Source organism: Streptomyces sp. NPDC050658, assembly GCF_044457025.1.
In the GTDB taxonomy this organism is placed as follows: domain Bacteria; phylum Actinomycetota; class Actinomycetes; order Streptomycetales; family Streptomycetaceae; genus Streptomyces.
In genome coordinates this window covers 49161-75631 of the sequence record NZ_JBITGM010000015.1, presented here as the reverse complement: position 1 = coordinate 75631, position 26471 = coordinate 49161, and the positions used below count along the sequence as shown (strand labels likewise).

Annotated in this window: 21 protein-coding genes; 9 read left to right on the top strand and 12 right to left on the bottom strand. The window is 68.3% G+C overall.

What is annotated here, in order from left to right; genetic code table 11:
• Window positions 1–236 precede the first annotated feature (236 nt).
• The gene (locus ACIBKX_RS37125) at window positions 237–3302 is read left to right on the top strand and encodes an FG-GAP-like repeat-containing protein (RefSeq protein ID WP_363275680.1); all 3066 of its coding nucleotides are present in this window, start codon (window positions 237–239) and stop codon (window positions 3300–3302) included.
• 118 nt (window positions 3303–3420) lie between these two features.
• Entirely contained in the window at window positions 3421–4845 is a 1425-nt protein-coding gene (locus tag ACIBKX_RS37120; protein ID WP_363275679.1) for a lytic transglycosylase, read from the top strand.
• Window positions 4846–6194: 1349 nt separating this feature from the next.
• Here the strand turns inward: ACIBKX_RS37120 and ACIBKX_RS37115 are convergent.
• The 7 genes from ACIBKX_RS37115 to ACIBKX_RS37085 all read right to left on the bottom strand — a co-directional run bounded on the left by ACIBKX_RS37115 (window position 6195) and on the right by ACIBKX_RS37085 (window position 15245).
• The gene (locus ACIBKX_RS37115; RefSeq protein ID WP_363275678.1) at window positions 6195–7820 is read right to left on the bottom strand and encodes an NAD(P)/FAD-dependent oxidoreductase; all 1626 of its coding nucleotides are present in this window, start codon (window positions 7818–7820) and stop codon (window positions 6195–6197) included.
• Between the two features lie 98 nt (window positions 7821–7918).
• Complete coding sequence (locus ACIBKX_RS37110) at window positions 7919–9262, bottom strand: MFS transporter (RefSeq protein ID WP_363275677.1); 1344 nt, start codon at window positions 9260–9262, stop codon at window positions 7919–7921.
• Window positions 9259–9789, bottom strand: a complete 531-nt coding sequence (locus tag ACIBKX_RS37105) for a hypothetical protein (protein WP_363275676.1) — start codon at window positions 9787–9789, stop codon at window positions 9259–9261. The genes ACIBKX_RS37110 and ACIBKX_RS37105 overlap by 4 nt, the downstream gene beginning before the upstream one ends.
• Window positions 9790–9891: 102 nt before the next feature.
• On the bottom strand, window positions 9892–11118 hold the full coding sequence (locus ACIBKX_RS37100) for a hypothetical protein (protein WP_363275675.1): 1227 nt from the start codon (window positions 11116–11118) through the stop codon (window positions 9892–9894).
• A gap of 95 nt (window positions 11119–11213) precedes the next feature.
• The gene (locus ACIBKX_RS37095) at window positions 11214–11366 is read right to left on the bottom strand and encodes a hypothetical protein (RefSeq protein WP_363275674.1); all 153 of its coding nucleotides are present in this window, start codon (window positions 11364–11366) and stop codon (window positions 11214–11216) included.
• 216 nt (window positions 11367–11582) lie between these two features.
• Window positions 11583–13178, bottom strand: a complete 1596-nt coding sequence (locus ACIBKX_RS37090) for a SulP family inorganic anion transporter (RefSeq protein ID WP_363275673.1) — start codon at window positions 13176–13178, stop codon at window positions 11583–11585.
• Between the two features lie 1110 nt (window positions 13179–14288).
• A complete protein-coding gene (locus tag ACIBKX_RS37085) occupies window positions 14289–15245 on the bottom strand; it encodes a peptidase (RefSeq protein WP_363275672.1) in 957 nt (318 codons plus the stop codon).
• Window positions 15246–15478: 233 nt separating this feature from the next.
• Here ACIBKX_RS37085 and ACIBKX_RS37080 point away from each other — a divergent pair, with 233 nt between their 5' ends.
• Complete coding sequence (locus tag ACIBKX_RS37080) at window positions 15479–15970, top strand: DUF2975 domain-containing protein (RefSeq protein WP_363275671.1); 492 nt, start codon at window positions 15479–15481, stop codon at window positions 15968–15970.
• Window positions 15970–16191 (top strand): helix-turn-helix transcriptional regulator, encoded by a 222-nt coding sequence (locus ACIBKX_RS37075; RefSeq protein WP_363275670.1) that lies wholly within the window; start codon window positions 15970–15972, stop codon window positions 16189–16191. The genes ACIBKX_RS37080 and ACIBKX_RS37075 overlap by 1 nt, the downstream gene beginning before the upstream one ends.
• A 204-nt stretch (window positions 16192–16395) precedes the next feature.
• Here the strand turns inward: ACIBKX_RS37075 and ACIBKX_RS37070 are convergent, their stop codons facing one another.
• The 3 genes from ACIBKX_RS37070 to ACIBKX_RS37060 form a co-directional block, all read right to left on the bottom strand.
• Window positions 16396–17499: an amidinotransferase gene (locus ACIBKX_RS37070; protein WP_363275669.1), complete on the bottom strand. Its 1104-nt coding sequence runs from the start codon at window positions 17497–17499 to the stop codon at window positions 16396–16398.
• Window positions 17500–17793: 294 nt separating this feature from the next.
• On the bottom strand, window positions 17794–17973 hold the full coding sequence (locus tag ACIBKX_RS37065) for a hypothetical protein (RefSeq protein WP_363275668.1): 180 nt from the start codon (window positions 17971–17973) through the stop codon (window positions 17794–17796).
• Between the two features lie 86 nt (window positions 17974–18059).
• Window positions 18060–19580: a catalase gene (locus ACIBKX_RS37060; protein WP_363275731.1), complete on the bottom strand. Its 1521-nt coding sequence runs from the start codon at window positions 19578–19580 to the stop codon at window positions 18060–18062.
• 658 nt (window positions 19581–20238) lie between these two features.
• Here ACIBKX_RS37060 and ACIBKX_RS37055 point away from each other — a divergent pair.
• The gene (locus ACIBKX_RS37055; protein ID WP_363275667.1) at window positions 20239–20640 is read left to right on the top strand and encodes a VOC family protein; all 402 of its coding nucleotides are present in this window, start codon (window positions 20239–20241) and stop codon (window positions 20638–20640) included.
• A 150-nt stretch (window positions 20641–20790) separates the two neighbouring features.
• The gene (locus ACIBKX_RS37050; protein WP_363275666.1) at window positions 20791–21918 is read left to right on the top strand and encodes a Ppx/GppA family phosphatase; all 1128 of its coding nucleotides are present in this window, start codon (window positions 20791–20793) and stop codon (window positions 21916–21918) included.
• 102 nt (window positions 21919–22020) lie between these two features.
• Here ACIBKX_RS37050 and ACIBKX_RS37045 read toward each other — a convergent pair whose 3' ends face one another.
• The gene (locus ACIBKX_RS37045; protein ID WP_363275665.1) at window positions 22021–23262 is read right to left on the bottom strand and encodes a cytochrome P450; all 1242 of its coding nucleotides are present in this window, start codon (window positions 23260–23262) and stop codon (window positions 22021–22023) included.
• 569 nt (window positions 23263–23831) lie between these two features.
• Here ACIBKX_RS37045 and ACIBKX_RS37040 point away from each other — a divergent pair.
• The 3 genes from ACIBKX_RS37040 to ACIBKX_RS37030 are packed head-to-tail and all read left to right on the top strand — an operon-like array spanning window position 23832 to window position 25818.
• Window positions 23832–24158, top strand: a complete 327-nt coding sequence (locus tag ACIBKX_RS37040) for a plasmid stabilization protein (RefSeq protein ID WP_363275664.1) — start codon at window positions 23832–23834, stop codon at window positions 24156–24158.
• 11 nt (window positions 24159–24169) lie between these two features.
• Window positions 24170–25132 carry a TIGR03557 family F420-dependent LLM class oxidoreductase gene (locus tag ACIBKX_RS37035; protein WP_363275663.1) on the top strand — a complete coding sequence of 321 codons (963 nt, stop codon included), beginning with the start codon at window positions 24170–24172 and terminating at the stop codon, window positions 25130–25132.
• On the top strand, window positions 25129–25818 hold the full coding sequence (locus ACIBKX_RS37030) for an HAD family hydrolase (RefSeq protein WP_363275662.1): 690 nt from the start codon (window positions 25129–25131) through the stop codon (window positions 25816–25818). Before ACIBKX_RS37035 ends, ACIBKX_RS37030 begins: the two co-directional genes overlap by 4 nt.
• A 209-nt stretch (window positions 25819–26027) precedes the next feature.
• Here the strand turns inward: ACIBKX_RS37030 and ACIBKX_RS37025 are convergent, their stop codons facing one another.
• Complete coding sequence (locus ACIBKX_RS37025; protein WP_363275661.1) at window positions 26028–26228, bottom strand: CsbD family protein; 201 nt, start codon at window positions 26226–26228, stop codon at window positions 26028–26030.
• Window positions 26229–26471 lie beyond the last annotated feature (243 nt).

The following is a 26471-nucleotide window of genomic DNA, read 5'->3' as shown; positions in this document are numbered from 1 at the left end:
CCAGGCGCTTCTCACGCGTAAGGACGTTCGGCCGACGGGAAAGGATGAAGGTCCCGAATGGCAGGGACCAAAGCCACTCCAGATATCTGAGCCGCATTGCACGGACTGGTCTGTGGCTCGGTTTGAGGTACGTTCCGCTGTGCTGATCCGTGGCATCCAAATTTCCGTGAAGGGAAACCGTGTTGAAAACGGGCCGTCCACCCCGAAACTCCCGCCGTGCGTTACCGCACATATCGTTGGCCTGGGCGCTGGCCACGGCCCTGGCTGTTCCGGTTCTGACCGTTCCGGTCCTGGCCGCGTCGCAAGCCTCCGCCGCGCCCGAGCAGACCAGTCAGGGGCAGGCACCGGGCGCGGATCCGGAGACGGCCGCATCGCTCAAGGCCGCACGGACAGGTGAGCGGGTCGAAGTGCTCTCCCATCGCACCCAGTTCGACACCGTCTACGCCAACCCGGACGGCACCTTCACGGAAGAAGCAGCGGCGGCTCCGGTCCGTGTGAGGCAGAACAACTCACTGGTCGGCGTCGACACCACCCTGCGTCGGGAGGGCGGCGTCGTCCGCCCCCAAGCCGTCGACGTCGGCCTGGAGTTCTCGGCAGGCGGCGACGCCCCGCTGGTCAAGATCACCCGCAACGACCGTTCCCTGACGGTGGATTGGCCCGGCAAGCTGCCATCTCCGCGCCTGGAGGGGGACACCGCCCTCTACCCGGACGTCGCGCCGGGCATCGACCTGCGCATGCAGGCGGGCGTGGACGGGTATCAGCAACTCCTTGTGGTCAAGACCCGTGAGGCCGCCGACAACCCCCTGCTCAAGCAGGTCCGTTACGGTCTCGACGCCGACGGAGTGAGGGTGCGCACCGACCAGACCGGCAACCTCACCGCGGTGAACCCCGCCGGGCAGGAAGTGTTCACCGCCCCGGCTCCTGAGATGTGGGACTCGGCCGGTGTCCCCGACACAGAGCTGTCCGCCACCAAGGCCAAGGATGTCGCCGCCCTGTCGGACAAGCACCGCAGCAGCCCCGCCAGGCCCGGCGAGGACCTCTTCGAACCCCGCTACGGCGCCGCCACCACCCGTATGCCCCTCAAGGCCACCGCCGGCGAACTCGTCGTGACACCGGATCAGAAGGTGCTGTCCGACCCGGACACCATCTTCCCCGTGTACATCGACCCGACTGTCTCCAGCCCTCGCCTGGGCTGGACAGCGGTCGACAAGCAGCACCCCACCACCTCGTACTGGAACCACTCCTCGAAGATCGCCAGAGTCGGCCACGAGCCGGAGACCGGCGGCACATGGCGCTCCTTCGTCCAGTTCGACCCGCGCAAGCTGCACGGCAAGCAGATCGCCAAGTCCACCCTGCGCATCAAGAACACGCACTCCTGGTCCTGCACCAAGAAGCCCGTCGAGGCATGGCTGACCGGTGCGATCTCCTCGGCCACCACGTGGAACAAGCAGCCCACCTGGGGAACGAAGTACGCCACCGTCACCGCCGCCAAGGGCTGGTCGTCCTCGTGTCCGGCCGGAAACCTGGAATTCGACGTCAAGGGCGCCACCACACAGGCCGCGTCCAAGAACTGGGACAAACTCGCCTTCGGTCTGCGCGCCAGTGAGAGCGACATCTATGCGTGGAAGAAGTTCGACGCCTCCACTGCCGTGCTGTCCACCGAGTACAACTCCGTGCCGAACAGGCCATCCAGCCTGGACACGGTGCCCAGCACCCGAATCAACAACACCTGCGGTGACAAAGGCATTTACGCCACGGTCGGCAACACCGATGTGCAGCTGACCGCGAAGGTCTCCGACCCCGACGGCGGCAGCGTCACTGCGCGCTTCCAACTGTGGCCCACCGGCAAGCACGACACCGGCCCCGGCACCGTCGTGAACCGGGACGTCAAGGTCACCTCCGGCGGCATCGCCCGCACCACCGTGTCCAAGAACCTGCTGTCACAGCACGTCGGCGCCTCGAACGGCAACTACTCGTGGATGGTCCAGGCCCGCGACGGCCGGACAGGCTCCGACTGGACCCCCAACGGCGGAGCCCCCGGATGCCGCTTCGCCTTCGACCCGAACCGGCCAAGCAACCCGCCCGGCATCGCCTCCGCCCAGTTCCCCGACGGCCAGGACGGCTGGCCCGAGAACACCTCACCGGCCCGCACCGAGGGCACCTTCACGCTGTCCGCCGCCGGCATCAAGGACGTCGCCAAGTACGAGTACTGGACCGACTGGGACCCCCAAGTCCGCTCCACCACCCCCTCTTCCACAGGTGGCAGCACGACCGTCAACCTCACCCCTCCCTCGACCGGCCCGCAGCGCGTCTTCGCCCGGTCCCTGGACAAGGCCAACAACAAGTCCGACATCCGCACCTACCTCTTCTACGCCAACCCCACCGGCAAGACGGATAAGCCCGGTGACCTCAACGGCGACGGAAACCCCGACCTGCTCGCCCTGCAGGGCACCGGACAGCTGCGCCTGTACGCGGGACAGGGCAACGGCCGCATCGGTACCGCCGGCACCGCCAGCACCCAGGACTTCACCGGCTCCCTGATCACCCGCCGCGGAGACTGGACCCAAGACGGCCACGAGGACCTCATCGCCACCACCGGCGCCAAAGGCAGCCGACAGCTGCACGTCCATCCCAACAACAGCTTCGGCTACGCCTGCACCAGCTACGGCGAGGAAGCAACCGGCTCCGCGTGCGGCGACGGACGCCGGGACCTGAACCTGCACGATCCGGCCGACGACCACGTCAAGAACGCCGACCAGATCCTGGCCATCGGCGACGTCGACGGCCCCACCGACCTGGACGGCAACGGCCGCACCGACACATGGGACCTGCCTTCCTTCCCCGACCTGCTGGTCAAGGAAGGTGACCACCTGTGGCTCTACTTCGGCCACTCCTCGGGCTACCTCGACGAGTACGCCGAACCCGTCCTCATCGGCGACGGCGGCTGGTCCGACCACGACCTCGCCGCCCCCGGCGACGTCACCAAGAACGGCCACATCGACCTCCTCGCCCGTCGGCGCGGTACCGGCGAACTGTTCACCTACCAAGGCACCGGACCCAACGGCGAAGGACTCGGCGCCGAGGCAGACCGCAAGCGGACCGCCACCGGCTTCACCCCTGCAGCCCGGCCGCTGATCACTTCGGCCGCGGATGCCGACAACGATGGTGTCCCCGACCTGTGGTCCACCACCGACAACGCTGACCAAGGGCTGAACTTCTACCCGCGGCTGACGGCAGGCGGCCTCGGTGATCCGGCCGGTGTCGGCATCGGTGCCTGGAGCGGCACGACGGCCCTGGGCTGACGGCCGAGCCAAGCGTAAGCCGGATGACGGGTGGGGAGCCCCGCAAGAGCCTCCCCACCCGCGAACTCCCCACCCACTAATTCTCTCTCGACTGCCCCACGACCCAGGACTTCACCTCGTGCACCACGGACGCCATCGACGCCGCAAACACCACCGCCGCAACTACCATCGCATCACCCCCACCCTCACGCTCACACTGACCTGTCGCACTGCCGCCTGCGCCCTCGTCCTGGCCGCGACCCTCGCCTCCGCCACGGGTGCCGTCACGTCTCCGCCCGCCGACGCCGGCGAGCCACCCGCCGGGACCTCATCCGACCGGTCCAAGTCCCACGGCCCGTACGTCACCGAACTGCCCCCGCTCAACGGGCAATCCGGCACCACACCAGGCGCCGAGCCCGCTCCCGATGCCGCCACAGGTATCCCTGATGTCGCGCTCGATGCATACAAGAAGGCAGCCGAGATACTGGATTCCACCCAGCCTTCCTGCCACCTGCCCTGGGAACTGTTGGCCGGGATCGGCCGCGTGGAATCCGTGCATGCCCAGGGCTACGGCCTCGCCCCCGACGGCACCACGAGACGCGCCATTCTCGGGCCCCGCTTGGACGGGAAGGACTTCGCCCTCATCCGCGACACCGACAACGGCCGGTGGGACGGCGACAGCGAGTTCGACCGGGCGGTCGGCCCGTTGCAGTTCATCCCTTCCACCTGGAAGACCTGGGGCGCGGACGGCAACGCCGACGGCAAGCGCGACCCCGGCAACATCCACGACGCGGCCCTCGCCACCGGCCTGTACTTGTGCACCGGTGACCGCGACCTGTCCGCTGCCGTGGACCGGGACCGGGCGGTTCTCAGCTACAACAACTCACGTCAGTACGTGAATACGGTGCTGGCCTGGATGCGCTACTACCAACAGCACACGACCCGTCCCACGGGCAGCGAGGCCCGCGACGGCTCCGCACCCGAAGCCTCTGCCGATACGCCGACCCCTCGCAACCACGCGACAACGTCCGGCCCGCCGGACCCACAACCCACGACACCCGATGAGCACGCTGCCAAGCCCAAGCCTCATCCGGAACTCAGGCCCAAGCCCAATCCGGAACCCAAACCCAGATCGGAACCCAAACCCAAACCCACGACGCCCACACGCCCCGCGCCCCTCGGCCGCCTGACTGCCGTAAGGACGACCGAGCTGACGGCAACCGCCGACGAGGACTTTCCCGAGCCCGCCAGGACCATCGCCCACCGCATGGACAACACCCCTGCCATCGGCATCAAGGTCCGCTACACCATCACTGGTACTACCCAGGCCCACTTCCCCGACGGCACTCGCGAGGCCACCGTCACCACCGACCGGCACGGTATCGCCACCGCCCCGCGCCTCACCGCCGGCGGGCAACTTGGCACTTTCACCCTGCACGCCGTCATCACAGAACACCCGGCCGCCAAGGCCGGGTTCACGGCGACCGTGACCGCACGCCCTGCCGATCAGCGAGCCCTCCCCGACAACACCCTGCGCCCAGTTGCGGTGTACCGGCGGCAGTAGATACGTCCCGTCGAAGGCGGGTGGCCGTGGGGTGAACATGCGTAGGACCGCGCGGAAGGGCCCCCTCGGGGAAAGAGGGAGAGTCGGCGGCTGACGACGAGCTCGGACAACACCAGCCCGGCCAGACGCAGCCCCGGACGCCTCGTAGTCATTACACGACGCACCAACGACTCAGGTCTCTGGCCGAGCCACGCCGCTTCAGTTTCCCTCTCAAACAGCTCCGCACACCGACGTTGACGACCGTACGCATGGAACTTTCGAAGTTCCATCCGCGCGCCCGGTGCTGGAACAGATCTGTATCGGCCAGTGTCAGCTCCGGCCTGCTCGCGGCATCAGCACTTCAGAAGAGGTCAGGAAAGGCCCGGCCATGGGGTCAGTCGACTTCGCCGAATTCCGGGCTTGGCAGATCGGAATCCGGACTTCATGCCGGCGGCAGCGTTGCCGCAGCAGGGTGTCGGCAGTAAAAAATCCCCGCACCACGAGCCGACATTTCAGCAGAAAGGAAAAAATCGTGCTTCAACGGTTGAAGCGTGCCCTCGTTCTCAGTACCACGTGCCTCGCACTCACGGGAGGCGCCGCCATCGCCACTGCGGGCAGTGCTTCCGCTGCGCCCTCCTCACCCACCGCGGTTGCGGCAGATCTCCAGGGGAGCGGCAGGTCGGGTCCCACGTCGGGTGGCGGTCACGGGTGCCACTGGCAACACGGGTACTGGGCATGGCAGTGGTCGTACCACTACGGCCAGTGGATGTGGGTCTGGTGCCCCGGGCAGTGGGTCTGCCGCTAGCCACGGCCCTGAAGCCGATGGGCGCCTGATGCGATAGCTGCCCGGCAGCCGTTGCGGTTGCCGGGCAGCTGTCAGACCCACTCCTGGGACGTCGTCGAGAAGCCGAAGGATCCGGCAGTGAGTGTGTCTGCCTGGGCCCAAAGTCGGTTCGGGGGCGCAAGGGTGTGTCCTGGCTGCGCCCGTTTCGGATGATGCCAGCGTAGAGGCTGAGTTCGCCGTCGACCCACTGGGCGATGAGGTCGTCGTGTGCTGACGACGCGGTCTCGTAGCGGCCGGCGACGATGCTCTTGGCGTGCTTCCCTACCGATCTGGCAGCGGCGATCTTGGTTTGGTCGGCGGGGTGGGCCACTGGAGGCGCATGGTCATGGAGGTGCTCAGCGATGCCGACCACTGGGTGAGCGGACAGGCACCCCACGACTGACGGGCCCTGGCACCGCGGCGCCTCCCGGGCGGCACATCCCACCGCGGGATCGGGAACACCGCATTCACTCGGCGGTCTACTCGTGATGCGTGCCGGGTCCGTGCTGATACAAGTGGCGCCAACGAACAGGGAGGCGTTCGCTGCTCAGCTCAGGGCGAAGCCCCGGTATCCGTCCAGGGCCGCGGCATCGCACTGTGCCCGGTAGTGGTCCAGGCCTCCGGTGTACGCCAGGAACACCCGTGGCTTGCCCGGTACGTTCGCGCCTGTGTACCAGGAGGCGACGGCCGGGTAGAGCGTCCGGCCGGCGAGGTCTGCGACATGGGCGCACCACTGCTCCTCGGCGGCCGCGGTGGCGTCGATCTCCGTCAGGCCGCCCTCGCGCAAGTGCGCGATGCAGTCGGTGATCCACTCCACGTGCTGCTCGATGGCCACCACCGCGTTGCTGAGCACCGACGGACTCAGTGGGCCGAGCACGGTGAAGAGGTTAGGGAAGCCGGACGACAGCAGGCCCAGATGGTTGCGCGGGCCGTCGGCCCACTTCTGACGCAGTGTTGTGCCGCCCTTGCCGACGATGTCGACGGCGAGCTGGGAGCCGGTCATGGCGTCGAAGCCGGTGGCGAAGACGATCACGTCGACGGGGTGGTCCCGCTCCGAGGTTCTGACGCCGCCCGGTGTGATCCGCACGATCGGGGTCTTGGCGAGGTCCACGACGCTGACGTGCGGCTTGTTGTATGTGGCGTAGTAGCCGGTGTCCAGGCAGGGACGTTTCGTGCCGAAGGGGAGGCCCCGTGGTGACAACGCCTCAGCTGTCTCGGGGTCGGTAACGATCGAGTGGATCTGGGAGCGGACGAACTCGGCGACGGTCTCGTTGGCGGCCGGATCGACGAGGATGTCGTTGTACGTCCGCAGCAGGCCGCTGAGCAGCCCGGACTCCCAGGCCGCCGCGTAGGTGGCGGTGCGCTCGGCGTCGTCGGCCTGCAGGGTGGACCGGGTGGGCGGCTCGAAGACGGTGCCGCCCCTGGACTGCCGCTGGGCGGTCCGGAACTGCGGGTAGCGCGCCTTCAGTTCGGCGTTCTCCTCGGCTGACAGCGGACGGTTGTGGGCGGGGAGCGCGTATACCGGCGTGCGCTGGAAGACGGTGAGGGCGGCGGCCTGCTCGGCGAGGAGCGGGATGGCCTGGACGCCGGAGCAGCCGGTGCCGATCACCGCGACGCGCCTGCCGGTGAGGTCGACGCCCTCGTGCGGCCAGTCGGCGGTGTGCAGGGCCCGGCCCTCGAAGGTGGCGGCGCCGGGGATGTCCGGCTCCTTGACGGCCGACATGCAGCCGGTGGCGAGGATGACGAACCGGGTGGTGAGCGTCTGCCCGGAGTCGGTGGTGACCTGCCAGAGGTGCTCGTCCTCGTCGTACACCGCACGGGTCACGCGGGTGCGCAGCGTGATGTCCGTACGCAGCCCGAAGCGGTCCGCGACGTGGTGGAGGTAGCGCAGCAGCTCCGGCTGCGTCGCGTACCGCTCGCTCCACTCCCACTCCTGGTCCAGTTCGGGCGAGAAGGAGTAGGAGTACGACGTACTTTCGATGTCGCAGCGCGCGCCGGGGTAGCGGTTGCGGTGCCACGTACCGCCGATGTCGTCGCACGCCTCGAAGACGCGGACGGACAGGCCCAGTTCGCGCAGCCGGTACAGCTGGTACAGGCCGGAGAAGCCTGCCCCGACCACGACGGCGTCGAGTTGCGGGACGGTGGGCGGGGACGGGCGGGTGCTGCTGGGCAAGCTGTTCTCCTGACGGGGGGAGTGGGGAACACCGTTCTGGGCCGGGGACCCGGCGTTGGGGTCTGCGTGTGCGGGGCGCGCGCTGATGGTGTGTCAACTCACCTTCTGATGCGCGGTGTTGTGCCCGGGGCGGCGGCGTGAGCCGTGAGGGGTATCACGGCGAGGGCCAGCACTCCGCCGCAGACGGCGAGCAGAGGGTAGCCGCCGCCTGCCGCGACCAGCCCGGAGACCATGCCGCCGGTGGCTCCGGCGAGGGACATCCCCACGTCGACCAGCCCTTGTGTGGAGGCTCCTGCCCCGTCGGGTGCGGCCTGCGCGACCAGCGCGGTGCCGCTGACGAGCGCCATGTTCCAGCCGATGCCGAGCAGCACCAGTGCGGTGCCGAGCAGGGCGATTCCCATGGCTCCGGTGGGCGGTGCGAAGGCGGCCAGGAGACCCGCGGCGAGCAGTACGCCTCCGGAAGACGCGGCCACGGGCAGGCTTCCGATCCTGTCCACCACGAGACCGGTGAGGGGAGAGGGCAGGAACATGGCGCCCACGTGCAGGCCGATCACGACCCCGGCCGTCTGCGTGCTGTGTCCGTGGTGGGTGAGGTGCACCGGGGTCATCGCCATGATGGCGATCATCACGAGCTGCCCGCTGATCATCACGGCCGCCCCGGTGACGACACCGGTTCCGGCTCGGGTGACGACACCGGTTCCCGCTCGGGTGACGACGCCTGTTCCCGTACTGGTGACGACTCCTGTTCCCGTAGCGGGGCCGTGCCCCTCGCCGACCTGCGGCCCAGCGGCGTCCTGATGTTGCCTCAGACTCCGGGCGAGCAGGAGGGGATCGGGACGCAGCCCCAGGGCGACGACGAGTGCGGCGGCCATGTAGACGACGGCGGCCAGCAGGAAGGGGCCGGTGAGGCGGGGCAAACCGAGGGAGTCGGCCAGGGTTCCGGTGGGGCCGACGAGGGCGGGCCCGGCCACCGCGCCGAGCGTGGTGGCGACGAGCACGGCGCCGGTGGCGCGACCGCGTCTCCCGGGTGGCGCGAGGTCGGTTCCGGCGTACCGGGCGAGCAGGCCGGTGACCGTGCCGGCGCCGTACACGACGAGGGCGGACAGCAGCAGCGGCACGGTACGGGCCCAGGCGGCGACGATCACGCCGATGCTGCCCAGAGCGGCGGCCGCATGCCCGAGGGCCAGCCCGGGGCGGCGCCCCCACCGCTCGGAGATCCGGCCGATGAGCAGCGCGCCGACCGCCGCACCCGCGGTGAACAGGGCCACGGGCAGCCCGGCGAGGGCGGTGGAGCCGAGGAGGTCCTGCGCGAGCAGCGCGCCGACGGTGATGCCCGCCGCCATTCCGGCCCCGCCCAGCGCCTGTGAGGCGACGAGCACGGTCAGGACGCGGCGTTGTACCTCGGGTCCGGCGAACTGCGGGGTGCCGGTCGCCGCTGTCACGCCAGCGGCCCCACGGAGGGTTCCAGGGCAGAGATCTCGGCCAGGCTCATGCCCATCTCCTGGTGGAGGAAGCGGACGATGGTCCAGTGCGGGAGCGCGTCCTCGTCGAACGCGCCGAACGCCGCGGTGTAGAGCGGAATCCAGCGCAGGGCCTCCTCCGCCGCGACCCGACGTCCCGCCTTCGCCCCGTCGCCGCCGCCTTGGTAGTCGGTGTAGGCGATGCTGCGATGGTGGATGAAGTGCCCGCCGGGCAGGCGCTGTTCGCACAGTTCCCGGTATTCGCGGGTCTGCAGGATGAGGAAGTGCCAGATCTCGTCGATCTCCTGCTCCACCGGCAGGAACAGTCCGCCGAGCCGGTCGGGATGACGGGAGACCAGGTACAGGTAGCGCAGGCATTCGCGCACCTGGTGTTCGACATGGGTGCGGTGGTGTTCCGTCTTGGCGGCGAAGTACCCGACGACCTCCCCGTGCAGGGCGCTGCCCAGGAGTTCTTCGGCGGTGGGGGCGGGAACTGCTGACGTGGTCAAGGGGCGGGGTCCTGTTCGGGCGTGAAGGGAAGGGAGGGGCGGCGCAAGAGAAGCGCAGGCGAGGCGAGGTGAGGAGAGGAGAGGGGCCTGTCGGGGCCTCGGTCAGGCGGGACGCACCAGCCAGCTGTACTTGCCGGAGCGGCCGATCGGCAGGTCGGTCCGGTGCACCAAGGTGCAGGGCCGGCCGGTGAGTTCACCGACGAGTCCTTCGAGGTGCTCGGTCGCGGCCGTGTCGAGCGGCGTGCCATCGAAGGTCGAGTAGCGCAGCGTGACGTCGCCGGAGGTCTCGGAGAGGTGCAGTTGGGTGAGGAAGACGCGGTCGGACGCGTCGTGGACGCGGGCGTCGAGGTCGGCCTGCGCGACGGGTCCGCGCGGCGCGTCGAGGAGTTCCTTCTCCCGGCCGCAGAAGACCGAGATGCGGCCGGGGTCGGCGGAGCCGTCGAAGGTGCGTACGCAGTCGCCGGAGCGGTAGCGCACGAGCGGCATGAAGGGGTTGCGCAGGCTGGTGACGATGAGGCAGTGGATGCCGCTGCCGGGGGCGATGGGGATGAGCTCGACGCTCATGTCGTCCAGGTGCGGCCGGTAACGTCCGGTGAGGGGGTCGCTGGAGTAGAGATAGCCCAGTTCGGTGCTGCCGAAGAGGTCCACGACGGGGCAGTGGAAGTGCCGGCGCAGCAGGGCGCGTACGTTTAGCGGGGTGTACTCGTAGGCGAGGACGATGCTGCCCGGTTGGGGGAACTCGTCCCACAGCCCCCAGGCGTCCACCTTCCGTACGAGGTGGGCGAGATGGTGGCCCGAGCAGTCCAAGTGGTAGGTGCCGGTGGGGTGGGCGTCGCTGATTGCGCGGATCTCGGTGAGCATGCGGCGGACCTCGGCTCGGTCCCAGTCGGCCGGGTCGAGGGTGCGGTTGAGGTAGAGCGTACGGTCGTCGAGCCAGCGCTCTCCCGGGGTGGCGCCGGGCTTCTTGGCGTTGACCCGGGCGACGTGCTCGGTGGCGAGCACGGTGGTCAGGGAGATGCGCTTGGCGCCCGCCTCCCAGGTGGCGCGCAGGTCGGGATGTTCGCTCCACAGCCGGTAGTAGGAGCGGAGCAGGAAGTACGGCGGCCGGATCAGCTGCATCCGGGCGTGGTTGGTGCCGGTCGACAGGACGTACTCCGCCTCGCCCGACTCCAGCGCCGTGGCGAGGTCGGGTGTCATCCAGTTGTCCGGGAAACCGCGGGCGATCTCGGTCTTCTCCAGGATCGGGAAGTCTCCACGGGCGACGGACGCGCGATAGATCGGGATGTCCCGGACCCGGTCGACGACGTGCGGGCTGGGCAGCGGGTTCATCAGGTCTCCCTGGGGTGACGGGCCGGGGTCCGGGATGGCAGGCCGGGGCCGCCGCCGCGAAGGGACGTCGGCGGCCCCTTGTGGGCGGGCGTGGGTCAGGAGATGCAGCCGCTCTTGCCTGCCACGCTGATGCAGCCGGCCTTCGGGGTGGCGCTGATGCAGCCGTCCTTGGCGCCCTGCGCCGAATTGGCGGCCACCCACTTCGACCAATTGGTGTCCTGGGTCAGCTGCTTGATGAGCTTGTCCATGACGGACCTCCTCGATTTGCTTGGACTCGTTTGCCTGGGCTCGTTTGCTTGGACTCGTTTTGCCTGGGGAATGCGGAACGGGCAGTGAAATAGATCTTCGCCGAGCCGCGCACCGAACGTAAAGAGAAGGTCAAGCATGTGTCAATAGACGGTCAAGCGCAGTGGCTCGAAATGGTTGCTCGTGGTGGTCGGAGAGTTGTGCATCTGGCGAGGAGATCAGTCGCGTCGCTCCGCCGGATCGGCGTGGCCCGACTCCCCAGCTCCCGCCACCGGATCGGCACCGGCGAGCACCGAGCCGGGCAGTGGGCCGGGTGGCGGGCCGGGCAACGATGCGGTCGACCGGGCGGCGGCGCCGTTGTGCCGGACCGCCCAACTCCCCAGCGTGGACCGGCAGGCGTGGTCGAGGTGGTGCAGGCCGGTCAGGTCCAGCTCGATCTGACGGTCCTTCGGCAGGGCCTCCAGCGTCTCGAGGATCCGCGGCAGCCGCAGGAAGGTGGCGCACCCCGTCAGGGCCACCACCTGTCGGCCGCCGGTCAGTTCGCGTACGTCGACCTGGACCTGCGAGGTGTCCCAGGCCAGCTTCGCCAACGCCATCGCCAGGCCCAGCAGGACACCTTCGAACAGGTTGGCCACCACGATCGCGACGGCGGTGACGCTCAGGATGACCGCTTCGCCGCGGTCCAGGCGCACGAGCTGGCGGATCTCCGCGACCGGAATGAGCTTGCAGCCCGCGTGCACGAGGACCCCCGCCAGGGCGGCGAGCGGGATGACACCGAGCGTCATGGGCAGCAGGGCAGTGAACAGCAGCAGCCAGGCGCCGTGCAGGATGCGCGAGAGCGCCGTACGCGCGCCCGCCCGCACGTTGGCGGAGCTGCGTACGATCACCGCCGTCATCGGCAGCGCGCCGAGCATCCCGCACACGCTGTTGCCGACGCCCTGGGCCACCAGCTCTTTGTCGTAGTGGGTACGGGGGCCGCTGTGCATCCGGTCCACGGCCGCCGCGCTGAAGAGGGACTCGGCGGAGGCGATGAGTGTGAAGGCGATGACGGTCCCCATGACGGCCAGCCCGCCCAGCGCGGCGACATCATCCAGGCCCGGAGTTTGAATGGTGTCCAACAGACCCCGCACCGTCACGTTCGCCACGTCCAGTCCGAACCCGGCGACCACGGCGGTGGCGAGCACGACGGCGGCCAGCGGCGCGGGCACCAGCCGTACCCGTGCGGGCAGTCTGGGCCACAGGACGAGTACGGCGATGGTGCCGAGGCCCACGGCCGCCGAGGTCAGCGCACCTCGGTCCCGCAGCGTGTCGACGACCAGGCCTGGAGCGTCGAGGACCTTGTCGAGGCCGGAGCGGGGCTGCTCACGCCCGGCCATCGTGTACAGCTGGCCGAAGATCAGAACGAGCCCGATGCCGGCCAGCATGCCGTGGACGACGGAGACGGAGATCGCGCGGAACCAGCGTCCGCAGCGCAAGAGACCGAGAACGATCTGCAGTACGCCGGTGAGCAGGACGATCGCGCCGAGCATTCCGAGGCCGAACGTCTGCACCGCCTCGAAGACGAGCACGGTCAGCCCGGCCGCGGGGCCGCTGACCTGTAGGGCGCTGCCGGGCAAGAAGCCCACGACCAGCCCGCCGACGATGCCGGTGATCAGACCGAGTTCGGCCGGGACGCCGGACGCCACGGCCACCCCGATGCACAGGGGCAGGGCCACGAGGAAGACGACGAGCGAGGCGAGCGCGTCCTGGCGCAGGACGCCGGGTCTGCGTAACTCACCGAAGGTGGCGTTCAGATAGGTGCGGGTAGATGCCATGAGTTGGGGGTTCCTTTGTCGGCGTGAAGGAACGGCGTCGGTACAGGGGCGGTCCACTGATGTGCAGGGAGAGCCTCCAGGTGCTGCCGGGCCGCGCTGCGCGGTCGACGACGAGGCGCGGCTCGCAGTGGTACGGAGATGGGGTGCTCAGTCAGGTCTGGTGCGCCGGACGACGTGCGTGGACCGGGGCGCAGGCCTATGTCGGCATGGCCCGGTGCACAGTGCGGTCTCGGCGCGCTACCCGGAGTGCCGGGCGCATGGGGCCAGTTGACTGGTGCCGGGGTGCGGCGCGGGCGCGGTGGCGGTCCTGCGATCACCCGTCGTGCGCGACGGCACGGCCACGTGCGGCCCGGGCCGTGTCTGCCGTCGTGTGGAGACGAGCGGTGACGTCATGGTGGCCTGCCTCCTGCGTCGGAGCGATGTCGGGCGTCGGCGCGGTGTGGTCGGGTCAGGTCGGGTCGGGTCAAGGCTGGGTCGGGTCGGTGAAGAACAGCACTGCGGGAACTCGGGGCAGGGGAAATCAATCCGGGACGCCGCGTGATGCGCCTCGAGATGCCTACTTTGCCATCGCATTACCTGGAAACGGCAGATTGGATTCCGGCCAGGTTGAGGGCAATGGAATTCGCCGACTCGCCACTTGATGAGTGCACATCAGATAGGGGAGAGATATACGCCATTCTCGCGTTCGTTCGGCAGTGGTTCTTTTGACGGCGAGTTGTCATGATGGTTGGCCGGATGCGAGGGGGGCAACTCCCGCTGGACTGCTGGACTGCTGGTCCGCTCGACCACTGACCCGCCTGCCCGGTACTGAACCACCGGCGGTCGGCGCCCCGAACGTGGCGGAGCAGTGACCGCAGATCGGATTTGGCCCGCGTCACGTTCGCGTCGGGATGCGGGGCGTGGCCTTCCGGGCCCGTCGCCGACTGTGCCTACCGAGCCCTCGCCAGTGTCCGCTCCGCACCGAACCGGCCGACGCTCGCCCGCCGTTCGTAACCCGTACTCCGGCGCCAAGCGCTGACGGGAGGAGTGCGGCCAGCCTTGTGGAGCCAAGATGCCCTGCTACAGGGCATCTTGGCTCCACAAGGCGTCCTACGCCATGCGCCTATGTCGTCACGAGGCCTGTGCCTTGTCGTACAGCGCCTTCGCCTCGTTGCCGAAGTACGGACCGAACATCCGATTCGGCAGGAAGGTGTAGCCGAAGCTGTTCACCGAGACCTGCAGGCCGGTGCCGGCCGTCTCGCTGAAGCCGGTGAACCAGGGGCCGCCGCTGGAGCCGCCCGTCATGTTGCAGCCCAGGCTGTGGTCCTGCGAGAACAGGAAGTCTTTCGAGCTGTTGCCGCTGCAGTAGATCAGCTTGGTGCCGTCGTACGGTGAAGCCGCCGGGAAGCCGAAGGCATACATCTGCTTGTTGTAGCCCCCGTTGAACTGGAGGCCTTGTCCGCCGGTCACCGACGTCAGCTTCTGGCCGTTCAGCGGGGCGACGACTGCCGCGCCGACGTCGTAGTTGATGTTCTCGCTCGCTTCCCACTGCGGTGTGGTGAGCGTCTTGGAGGCGGTCCACTGACCGTACGGCGCCTGGCCGTTGTTGTACGCGGGAACGAAGACCCAGTTGGTGTGCCAGCTGCCCTGGTACTTGACGCAGTGCCCGGCCGTGATGACCGTACTGGAGTTCTGGCTGGTCACGGCGTTGCCGGAACAGGACGCCGTACGGCCCTGGAAGGTGAAGAACACCCGGCCGGACGTCTTCACGACGGCGCCGCCACCGGTCCAGGGGCCGCCGGCCTGCGGGAACGCGGTCGGGGCGACGGTCGTCGCCTTCCCTGCGGGCTTCGGGGCCTTGAGGGTCTTGGCCGCGTTCCGGGTGAGCAGCAGATCGAGCGGGGTGGCGCCGCGCATGCGGTCCGCGGTCCAGAAGGTGCCGGCCTTCTCCTTCTCGGCGGCCGAGGGGCTGTGGGCCGAAACGGGTGCGGGGGCGGCCGCGTTGGCCGCGGTGGCGGCCGAAAGTCCGCCCGTGAGCAGGGCTCCGACGGTCAACAGGATGCCTGCGGCAGTGCGATGGCGTCTCACGCATGTCTCCTTCTGCCGTGCCCGGCCGGGGTGGCGCCGGGGCAGGTGGGGATGAGAACGGTGCGGATCGACGTGCGTGAGGCAGCCTGCCACGCAGGAACAGGTCTGTCAGGAGCGCGTCAGGCCATCGCGTGCGTGACGTCGTCCCCGTACATCAGGTTGCAAATCTCAACCCTTGCTTGACCTATCGAAAGTCGATAGATTCTCATCGAAACTCGATGGGAGGATGAAGCATGGGAAAGCTGGCAATGCGCGCGCTGCGCGCCGTGCTCGTGGTGGTGCTCACCGGCACCGTGTTCGTAGAGGCATTGATGGTGTGGGCGTTGGTCAGCGGGAGCGATCCGGAGGACGGGTCGCTCCCGCTGACCCCGCTGCGATTGATCACTATCCTGGGTATCGGGACGGTCCAGGTTGCCCTGGTCTGTGTATGGCGGCTGGTATCGATGGTGCGGCGCGGAACTGTGTTCTCCTACGCCGCCTTCCGGTACGTGGACATCATCATGGGCTCGATCGTGGCGGCTGCTCTGGTGTGGTTCGCGGTCACGGCCGTGAACGCGCCGGGCCAGCGGGACGATCCGGGCGTCACCCTCATCATGGGCGGGATTGGCGTGGCCATCCTGGGGGTCGCGCTCATCGTGCTCGTGCTGCGGATGTTGCTCGCCCAGGCGGTAGCGCGCGACGTCGAAGCGGCGCAGATGCAGGCCGAGTTGGACGAGGTGATCTGATGCCGATCGCCGTCGACATCGACGTGATGCTGGCCAAGCGGAAGATGTCTGTTGGCGAGCTCGCGGACCGCGTGGGGATCACGCCCGCCAACCTGGCGGTACTCAAGAACGGCCGCGCCAAGGCGGTGCGCTTCGCGACGCTCGCCGCGCTGTGCGAGGTGCTCGAGTGCCAGCCGGGCGACCTGCTTCGGTGGGAGGCCGAGGACACCGCGGGCGAATGAACCGTGCCTGCCGACGCGTCATCGCCGATCCCGCGTGACGTTGACCGACTCGGTGAGCGGCCCGGGGCCGTCTTCTGGTGAAAGAGGGGTTGGCTGCGTGCGAGTCCTCCGCTTCGGACCGAGCAGCCGGTCTACGCATCGGGCGGCGAATGCCCCGATCCCTGCCGTGAGGAAGGCTTGCGCGGCCGGGAGAAGCAGAGGCGATCACTGGACATACGATTCGAGGGTGCCGCGGCGCCGGATGTCGAGCGTGGCACAGTGGAATGAGCCGCCGAACGGTGCGTAGTGCAGAAGGCTGCAGGGGATCGGCTCGAATCCCCACCCTTCGAGCGCGCGGAGCATGTTGGTGTGGTGCCGTTCCACGATCACTCGTTTCTCGTCGATCATGAGAACGTTCATGCTGAGCCACTTGCCGCACATCGAGGTGAGCTTGAGCAGCGACGCGTCGATGGGATTGGGTTCGGGGGCGACGAGCACGTCCCATGAGCTCAGAACGTCAGGCAGGCGGTCGACGTCGATGTATTCGGGATTGACCAGCACTTTGCCCGGGGCGAGCGGGAGGAAGGTCGTGTCGATGTGCATGGGCGCACGGCAGCGGCTCTCGATTTCGTGAATGCGGTAGCCGGGGCCGAGGTGACGGCGTAACCAGGCGATGCCCATCCTGTTCGTGACGTTGCTGCGCGTGACGAACAAGTCGCGTCCGGCCCGCACGAAATCGGCTGCATCGAACACCGGCTCGAACTCGGTGAGGATGTAGCGCATCGGTTCGTCGGCTTCAGGGAGGGAGAAATCCGGCTCGAACAATGAGTCGGTGAGCTGCGGTCGCGGCGCAGCGGTCCAGCGTGCGCCGCGGCGGAAGTAGTCCTTGAGGATCGCGCGGTAGGAGTGGGTTTCGAAATATCGGCAGGGCCATGCCATCGGCGTCTCGATGATCTCGTCGCCGATCACGAGCAAACTGTCGCGGGGGCAGGCGTTGCAAAAGCCGCGCGACGACCATTTGGGGGTGCTGAACGTTTCCTGGTGCCTGGCCACGTCCGGGCGCCTGACCGTGACCCCGAGGGAGTTCAGGAGATCGATGAACTGATCGAGTTCTTCCTGTGCCGGCTCGATCAGCATGTTCGGATACTCGAAGCCGGCGGCGAGTCCCTGCAGACGGGCTGCCCAGTTCGGAATATTGCAGGCCACGATCGGATGACGGGTGGGGATCACAGCGCCGTCGAGGCGCCCGACAATGATTTCCTCCAGGGGGTCCCATTCATTGTGGGAACTTACCGGCGAAACAAGGGGTTCCGCGGTGTCATTGGTCATGACGATCCACTGCCTTCACTCACAGGATTCGGTGACCCCTTGACCTGGAATCCTACTCAGTGGAGCCTGACAGGGTGCCCGGCGGCACGCAGCAGCGCCCGTTGGGTCAATTTCGCCGACGCTGCTCCAGCGTCACACGACCTGGTTCCCAAACCCTCAATCTGGACGCTTCTCGCATGATGCGACGAAACGAGCGCGCCGGGCATCCCCGAGCCCGTCCAAGAGAAATGCGTCCCCGCGTAGTCAAGAACGCGGCTGCCCGGCAAGTGGCAAGCGGCAACCGGCAACCGGCAGTCAGGAACCGTTTTCGACCGAGTCCTCGGGCTCGTCCTCACTCCTGGCCTTGTCCCGTTCGTCCTCGGCCTTGTCCCGGATGTCTCGCGGTGTGGGTGCGACGATGTTCCGCTGCTCCGCGGACCGTTGGCGCGTCTTGCCGTCGGCCTGGGGTGTGTCGATGTCACGGCGGTGCTTCATGAAGTTCTCCTGTTTCCGGTTCCGAGTCCCTTTTCCGGTTCCGATTCCCTGGCTGTGCCGCTCAACGCGGACGCAGCTGACGGGTCCTATGCCTTGTGCTGCATGGTTCGGCGAGCAGGGTTGCCCTGTTCCGCCTTCTTCGGGTCCTTTTCGTGAGACTTCGCTCGCACGCCGTCGGCGATGCGTTTGCCGATGGTTTCGTCGATGTTCGACCAGTACGTGAAGGCGCGTTGGAGGACGGGGTCACTCACCCCGTTGAGGAGGTGCCCTACGACGTTGTCGACCAGGCGGTCGCGGGCCGCGTCGTCCATGACCTCGCGTACGAGAGTGCCGGGTTGGCCCCAGTCGCTGTCCTCCGGGTGCGAAACGTATGCGGCACGGGTGATCTCGCCGTCCACTTGCCAGCTGGGCGGGGTTCCGTAACGGGCCGTGTCCGCGGCCGGACCACCCTTGGAGTTCGGGGCGTAGACGGGGTCGGTCGACTTGCGGTACGCCATCGCTCCGTCTTTTGAGTAGGTGTGGACGTCAACGACAGGCGCGTTGACCGGCAGCTGCTGGTAGTTGGCACCGATGCGGTGGCGGTGCGCGTCCGCGTACGAGAACAACCGGGCCAGGAGCATCCGGTCCGGACTCGGTCCGATCCCGGGGACGAGATTGTTGGGCTGGAAGGCAGCCTGCTCGATCTCGGCATGGTGGTCGGTCGGGTTGCGGTCGAGCGTCATGCGGCCGACCGGGATGAGCGGGTAGTCACGGTGCGGCCAGACCTTGGTGAGGTCGAAGGGGTTGAACCTGTAATGCGCCGCGTCCCCGTACGGCATGATCTGCATCTTGAGGGACCAGCTGGGATACTGCCCGTCACGAATGTGCTCGAACAGGTCGCGCGTGTGGTAATCCGTGTCGACGGCGGCCATCTGGTCGGCCTCGTGCTGCGTGAAGAACTCGACGCCCTGGTCCGTCTTGAAGTGGTACTTCACCCAGAATCGCTCACCGTCGGCGTTGATCCACATGTACGTGTGCGACGAGTACCCGTTCATATGGCGCCACGTCCGTGGAATCCCACGGTCTCCCATCAGCCAGGTCACCTGATGGGCAGATTCCGGAGAGAGCGTCCAGAAGTCCCATTGCATGTCGTGGTCACGCAGATTGTTGTCCGCGCGACGCTTCTGGGACCGGATGAAGTGCTGGAACTTCATCGGATCCTTCACGAAGAAGACCGGCGTATTGTTGCCGACCATGTCGTAGTTTCCTTCGCTGGTGTAGAACTTCACCGCGAAGCCACGCGGGTCACGCCAGGTGTCCGGGCTGCCCCGCTCGCCCGCCACGGTCGAGAACCGGACGACCAGGTCGGTCCGCGTGCCGGGCTGGAACAGGGCCGCTTTGGTGTAGGCGCTCACGTCGTGCGTCACTTCGAAGTGACCGAAGGCGCCGCTCCCTTTGGCGTGCGGCTGACGCTCAGGGATTCGCTCCCGGTTGAACTGCGCCATCTGCTCGATCAGATAGGCGTCCTGCAGGAGTACCGGCCCACCAGGTCCAGCGGTCAGCGAGTGTTCGTCGCTCTCCACCGGGGCACCCGAGTCGGTTGTGGTGGCGGCGTGGATGTCTGTCATGACTCGCTTCCCTTCGTCGCAGTTGACATTTTCGGGACCCACGAGGCGCGTGACCCTTGGCAGCCGCGCCAAACTTCCTTCGGAGAGACCCGCCAACGTTGATCTGTCAGGCCCGGGGCACTCCGGCGGCTCTGGGGCCTTCTCGTCCGACCTCTCTCCGCGCCTCAGGGGGCTGAAGGGAAGACGGGTACCCGGAATTCATCGATCAATCGCTGAGCGGCACCTCGCCGCCACTGGCCTACTTCGGCAAGACCGACGAGAAGAGAAATCTGACTCGAACGACGGTCACGGCCGAAGCGACTGATACCGACTGATACCGAGTGACGGAAGCGCACGGCCACCTCCGCAACCATCCGGCGGCGTCTCCGGCAGCCATGCGGCCCGGGCAGAGGGGAGAAGGCCGTGCTCACCCTCGGCGTCATCCTTCTCATCCTCGCATTCGTCCTCAACATCGGCATCCTGCGAAACATCGGCATCCTGCGGACGAGCAGGAGCCAGGTCGCCGAGGCCATGCCATGACTGGCCGGGGAGGACGGGGGCCATACACGATCCACGGACATGTACGGCCGGGTACCTGGAGGCCGCGCGAGATGCCTGAAAGAGGCGGTTTGCCGACCGCCCGCCCCGGAGACCCGGAGCCTAGGTCAAGGGAGGCGACATGGGGCTGATCACTGCGGGCGCGATCGTGCTGGACTGCTCGGAACCGGAAGAACTCGCCCATTTCTACCTGAAGTTGCTCGACGCCGAGCCGGGCACCGACATGAGCAGCAATCGCACTGACATCGAGACGCAGAGCGGACTGCGCATGGGATTCCGCCGCGACCTCAACGCCACGCCACCCAGCTGGCCCCGGCCCGAGGACTCGCTCCAGGCCCATGTCGAATTCCTCGTCGAAGCCGATGACCTGGACGAACTCGAACGCCACATCGTGGCTCTGGGAGGCACGCCCATCGACGCATCCGGCCGCGGCGGTCCCACTGAGGCACTCCTGTACGCAGACCCGGCCGGCCACTCCTTTACCGTCCGCGCGTCACCGAGCCACAGCCCGAAGACGGACTGAGCAGGGTTCCAACAGCCCCGCAAGAGCGAACTCTCGCTCGGAAGTTGACCGAACAACGACGGGTTCCCGGGGTCGGACAAACGGGTTCCCGGGTCGGATAGAAACCGATTGGGCTGACTGACAGCAGGCGGGTTGGGTACTCACGGCGACATGCGTTTGAGTGTTCTGGATGTGGGTTCGAAGACGGTTCGACTGGTGATCGTGGACACCGGGGACGGAGCGCCTCTGCCGGTGCACACGGCCAAGTGGAGGCTGCGCCTCTCCGAGCAGGTCGAGCCGCATGGAGCGATACCGGAGCGGTGCGTCGGACAGCTCGTCACAGCGGTGTCGGCGGCCGCTGTGACGGCCCGGCGGTGGGGCTCGAGAGACCCGTTGGCCTTCGCGACCGCGATCGTGCGGAACGCGCCGAACCGGCTCGACGTGCTGCGGGCCGTGCGCGCGGAGACCGGGGTACGGCTGTGCACCCTGCCGGGAGAGCTTGAGGCCGAGCTGACGTTCCTCGGTGCTCGACGTTGGATGGGTTGGCGGTCCGGTCCGTTGGCGCTGTTCGACATCGGCGGCGGCTCGCTGGAGGTGGCTTTCGGGAGGGGCCGCCTGCCCACCTTCGTGGCCTCGCTGCCGCTCGGAGCCGGGCGTCTGACGCGGGAGTTCTTCGACGGTGACGCCCCGCCGACCGAGCAGCGCGTGAAGGAGCTTCGCCGCAAGGTGCGCCACCAGCTGCGGGACGTGGCGGCACGGATCTGCTGGGAGGGGCCGCAGACGGTCGTGGCCACGTCACGGACCTTCCAGCAGCTGGCCCGGCTCGCGGGTGCCGCACCGGGGCGTCAGGGCCTCTTCGCGGCACGGCAGTTGGCCCGGGCCGATCTGCGCAGCTGTCGTGACCGGCTCGCTTCCTTGCCGGCGTCCGAGCGGGCCCGGCTGCCCGGCGTCTCGGCACCGCGGGCCGCGCAGAGCCTGGCCGGAGCGGTGGTGGGGCACTCGGCCATGAAGCTGATGGGCATCAAGACGGTCACGATCTGTCCCTGGGCCATCCGCGAAGGGGTGCTGCTGCGGCACATGGAAGACGGCGGGCAGTGGTGGGCGGAGATCTCCCAAGACGGCCAGGCGCCGCAGCACGCGGACCCACTGGGACTGCGGTCGCAGCCAGGCAGGGTTGATCCGGGCGGGTCACCCGACGCGGTAGTGCCACACTCTCCGCCTCGCCCGGTCCGCCTGTCCGCGTACTCGTCTGAGTTGCCGAGCGACGCCAGTCCCGCAGCTTCACAGGGCCGGAAGTGAGTCCACGCAGGGGGACTGCTCAGCCGCGCTCGCTCGTGCGACGACATGGTGCGCCCTGATGGGTGACCTGCGCACCGGCATGGGCACCTTCAGTCCTTGGGCTCAGTCCTTGGGCGCACAGTTGATCACGAACCTGCTGCGAGGCCGTGTGGGCATCCGGTTGAGGGGAATACGGAGATCCTGTTCGGGCACGGTGTACGCGAGCCGCGCGAGGCGAGGAAGCACGGTGTTCAGGACGGCGAGCGTGATGTCCTCGCCGGGACACCGATGTCCCTCGGCCACCTCGCCGCCGCCCTGTGGGACCAGCTCGTCCCGTCCGGGTTCGCGGCCAACGAAGCGTTCGGGGTCGAAGGTGTAGGGCTCGTCCCACAGGCCGGGGTCGTGGTTCTGCCCGTAGAGATCGAGCAGGACCAGTGTTCCCTCGGCGATCGCTTCTCCACGCCACTCGATGTGGTCGGGGGCGAGCCCCGCCACGAAGGGAGCGAACGGATAGAAGCGACGCACCTCGTGTGCGAAGCCGCGCGCGTACCCCTCCCGTTCGGTCGCAAGCGGTTCCCGGAGTCGAGGCCGGCGCTGTAGTGCGTGCGCGCTGAAGACGACGTACCAGGTGATCGCGACCGTGGGCCGAATGATGTTGAGGAGTTCGACGGCGGCCGTCCGCGCGTCGAGCAACTCCCCGTCGGCGTCCCGATGTCCGGCGACGGCCTGGAGGGCGGTGCTGTGTCCGGTGCCGTCCGCGGGACGGCCGGATCGGCGGGTCTCCTCGACCAGGCCGGCGAGGCGCTGCTCCTGACGACGCCGGGCATGCCTGGCCCGCCAGTGGCGCGGCCCGGCGGTGGCGAAGCCGTCGACCATGGCCACCAGGTCCCGCGCGGTACGTGACACCTCGTCGTCCGGGGGCTCCGGCAAGGGGATGCCGACCCAGCGGCAGACCGCTCGTGTGAGGAGGACGCTCGTCTCGTCGAACAAGGAGATCGACCCGCGACCGGCCCATTCCGTCTGTGACCGGTCCCATTCCTCAGAGACCTGCTCCGCCAGGGCAGCGACGTCGGGCGTGTCCTTGAGCAGTGATACGAAGAGGGCCTTGCGCTGACGGTGCGTCGCACCGTCGAGCGTGTGCACCGCCCCCTTGCCGAAGAGCGTGCTGAGGACGGGGTCGGGCAATGCCGATCGGCGCTGCACGTGGCCCCCGTCGTAGAAGAACCCGACGGCGGCCGGCCCGCGCAGGGCGACGGAGGGGCTGCCGAGGAGCCGTGTGCGTACGACGTCGGGCTCTTTGCGGCGGGTCAGATCGGGAAGCCAGGCGTAGCCCTGACTGAGCAGGGACAAGGTGCTGTCGATCATGGAATCCCCTTGGTGGGTGCGCGTCTCGGGTGGCCGGCGTGAGCGTGTGATGGTGCCTGAGGGCTGCCGAGTGCCCTGCTCAGGCTTCGTCACGTCACCTGGCCCGTGCCTTTCGAAGGGGCCGCGCAGCGTGGCATCGGTGCCGTCAGTACGGGGTGTACACCCCAGGTGGGGTCATGAGGTGGGGGCCCGGCCGACGCACCTTAACGGCGGCCATAAAGCGCCTCTTGGGCGTCGAATACGCGACGATCCGCGATGACGATCCACGATCGGGGCTTGGAAGGGTGAGCCGCTCTCGCCGTGCTGCGGCGCTTCTCCATGGTCTCCCGCGCTCCATCCCGTCACCACTTGGAAGGCGGCCGACATCACGCCGGAGGTTCCGGTGGGGCATTCGTGCAGCCTTAGCTCGACTGGGCCCGCATTAGTCGCGGCGCTCGGTCATATGGGTTTGGGGTGGAAGCTGGTGGGCACTCGGGGGCACGCCCGCCCGGTGGCCTCGGCTTACGGCGAAACAGTCACCGAAAGTCACAGCGAAACAGTCACCCATCAGCGTAAAGGGGAGCCGTGCCATGCCATCAGGATCGAGTGCCAAACGAGAGCGGCAGTACGAGCACATCAAGGAAAGCGCCCAGAAACGTGGCGCCTCGGAAAGCCGTGCCAAGGAGATCGCGGCGCGGACGGTGAACAAGGAACGAGCACGCTCCGGGGAATCGAAGACCGCGAGCAAGAGCTCCACCAGTGGTTCAAAGTCTCCGTCCCAGAAGGGCGGCGAGCGCTCGCACACGGGTAAGCAGGGGCGAACCAAGGAGCAGCTTTACGAAGAGGCGCAGCGGCGCAACATCGAAGGTCGCTCTTCCATGAACAAGGCTGAACTGCGCAAGGCTCTTGGCGGCTGAGGTCATTCTCGATGACTGTGTACGGGTATTTCCTGGCGAGCGAGGAATTCGGCCCCGCCGAACTCATCGCTCAGGCGAAGGCGGCGGAAGAAGCAGGGTTCGACGCTCTGGCCATTTCGGACCACTACCACCCCTGGAACGATGAACAGGGGCAGAGCCCGTTCGTGTGGTCGATGATCGGTGCTCTCTCCCAGGTGAGTTCATTGCCGGTCACGACGCTGGTGACCTGCCCCACCGTGCGGATGCATCCGACGCTCAACGCGCAGGCGGCAGCCACGTCCGCGGTCCTGACGAACGGCCGATTCCGCTTCGGCGTGGGCACGGGCGAGGCACTCAACGAGCATGTCCTGGGCGGCGTCTGGCCCGCCGCCGACCAACGGTTCGGCATGCTGGAAGAGGCGGTTCAGATCATGCGGCAGCTCTTCACGGGCGAGCAGACGACCTACCGCGGACAGCACTACACCGTGGAGAACGCCCGCATCTACACCCTCCCCGACGAGCCGCCGCCGCTCTACGTGTCTGCCTTCGGCCCGCAGGCGGCGGCCCTGGCCGGGCGGATCGGCGACGGCTTCGTCACCATGACGCCCGACGCGGACCTCGTGGAGCACTTCCGTGACGCGGGCGGAGGCGGCAAACCGGTCCTCGGCGGACTGAAGGTCTGCTGGGGCCGAGACCGCGACCAGGCCGTCAAGACCGCGCACCGTCTCTGGGCCAACCTCTTCCTGCCGGGCGAGCTGGGCCAACTGCTGCCGATGCCCCGGCACTTCGAGCAGGCCGCCGAGTTGGTCACCGAGGACATGGTCCGCTCGACGATGACGTGCGGCGACGACATGGACGAGCACCTGCGCTCCGTCCGCGCGTACGAGGACGCAGGCTTCGACGAGGTGTACATCGGTCAGATCGGTGGCGAGCAGCAGGGCTTCTTCGACTTCTACGGGGCCGAGGTCCTGCCCCGCCTGCGAGGCGCCGCATGACGGCCGCGCCGGACGGTCGGTGCGCGGCGCTGTTCGACGTCGACGGCACGCTGGTCGACACCAACCACCTGCACGTGACCTGCTGGTGGGAGGCCTTCCGCCAGGCCGGGCACCGGGTGTCCACGCACGCCATCCACCGGGCGATCGGCCTCCCGTCCGGCGACCTTGTCGAGCACGTGCTCGGCGAGGACCGGGACACGGGCGAGGACGACCAGATCAGTGCCGCGCACAAGGCCCTCTACGGCACCTACGCGGACCGTTTGGCGCCGCTGGACGGCGCGGGTGATCTGTTGCGCGAACTCTCCGACCGGGGCTGGCGCACCATCCTTGTCACTTCGGCCGGCGGCCGGGAACTGGAAGCCCTGAAGCGGGCGATCGACGCGGACGACGCGATCACGGGAACAGCGAGCGCGGACGATGTGGCCGACGGAAAGCCGGACCCGGAGCCGGTGCGGCGCGCACTCGACCTGGCCGAAGCCGACGCCGGCCGGGCGGTGTTCGTCGGCGACACGGTCTGGGACATGCAGTCCGCGACCCGGGCCGGCGTACGGCCCGTCGCCCTCCTCTCGGGCGGCATCCCACGCGCCGACCTGCGCGAGGCCGGTGCCGAGGAAATCCATCAGGGCCCCGCCGACCTGCTCGCCCGGCTGGACACGGGCGTGTTCGACCGCGTACGCCGCAACTGAACAGGGGATGCGCGGCCACCACTTACGACTCGCGGCCACCTCTCACGACCACCATCGGTGCCGTTCTGCTCGTCGTCGGCGCGGAGTTGTGCGTCCTCGGCTCGCTCGGGAACCTCGGGGGACGTGGTGGCCGGGAACGGCGAGAGCCCGGCGTGCCCACCCCGCGTGTGCTGGCGGGTTGCGGCGCTCCGGGCTCACCGGTGCTCATGTCACATGGGGTCCGCAGGACCCTCCGGCGCCGAGCGCCGTGCCTTGCGGGCCTGCTCTTCCGCCTCGCTACGGCGCTTCTTCATTTCACCGCGCGCCTGGTCGGTCTTACCCCGGATCTCCTGCTCGCGGTCGCCGGTGAGCTTCCCGGCCATTTCCTTGGCCTTGCCCTTTGCCTTGTCCATGCCGCCCTTGTCGGCCATGACGCCTCCTTGTTCGGAAAGACTTGCGCTTCCAACGTAGGCGGGGCCCACCTCTCGCACACCTTGGAACCTCACTGTGTGTGGTCGTCGGCTCATGCGGCCCTGTCGGGCGCCGGTCTCGGGGGGGGGGGGGGCGCGCCGGCGCCCCCCCCCCCCGCCCGCGCGCCCCCCCCCCCCGCGCCCCCCCCCCCCCCCCCCGCCGCGGGGGCGGTCCGGGGGAGCGCGGCGGGGGCGGTGTTGGGA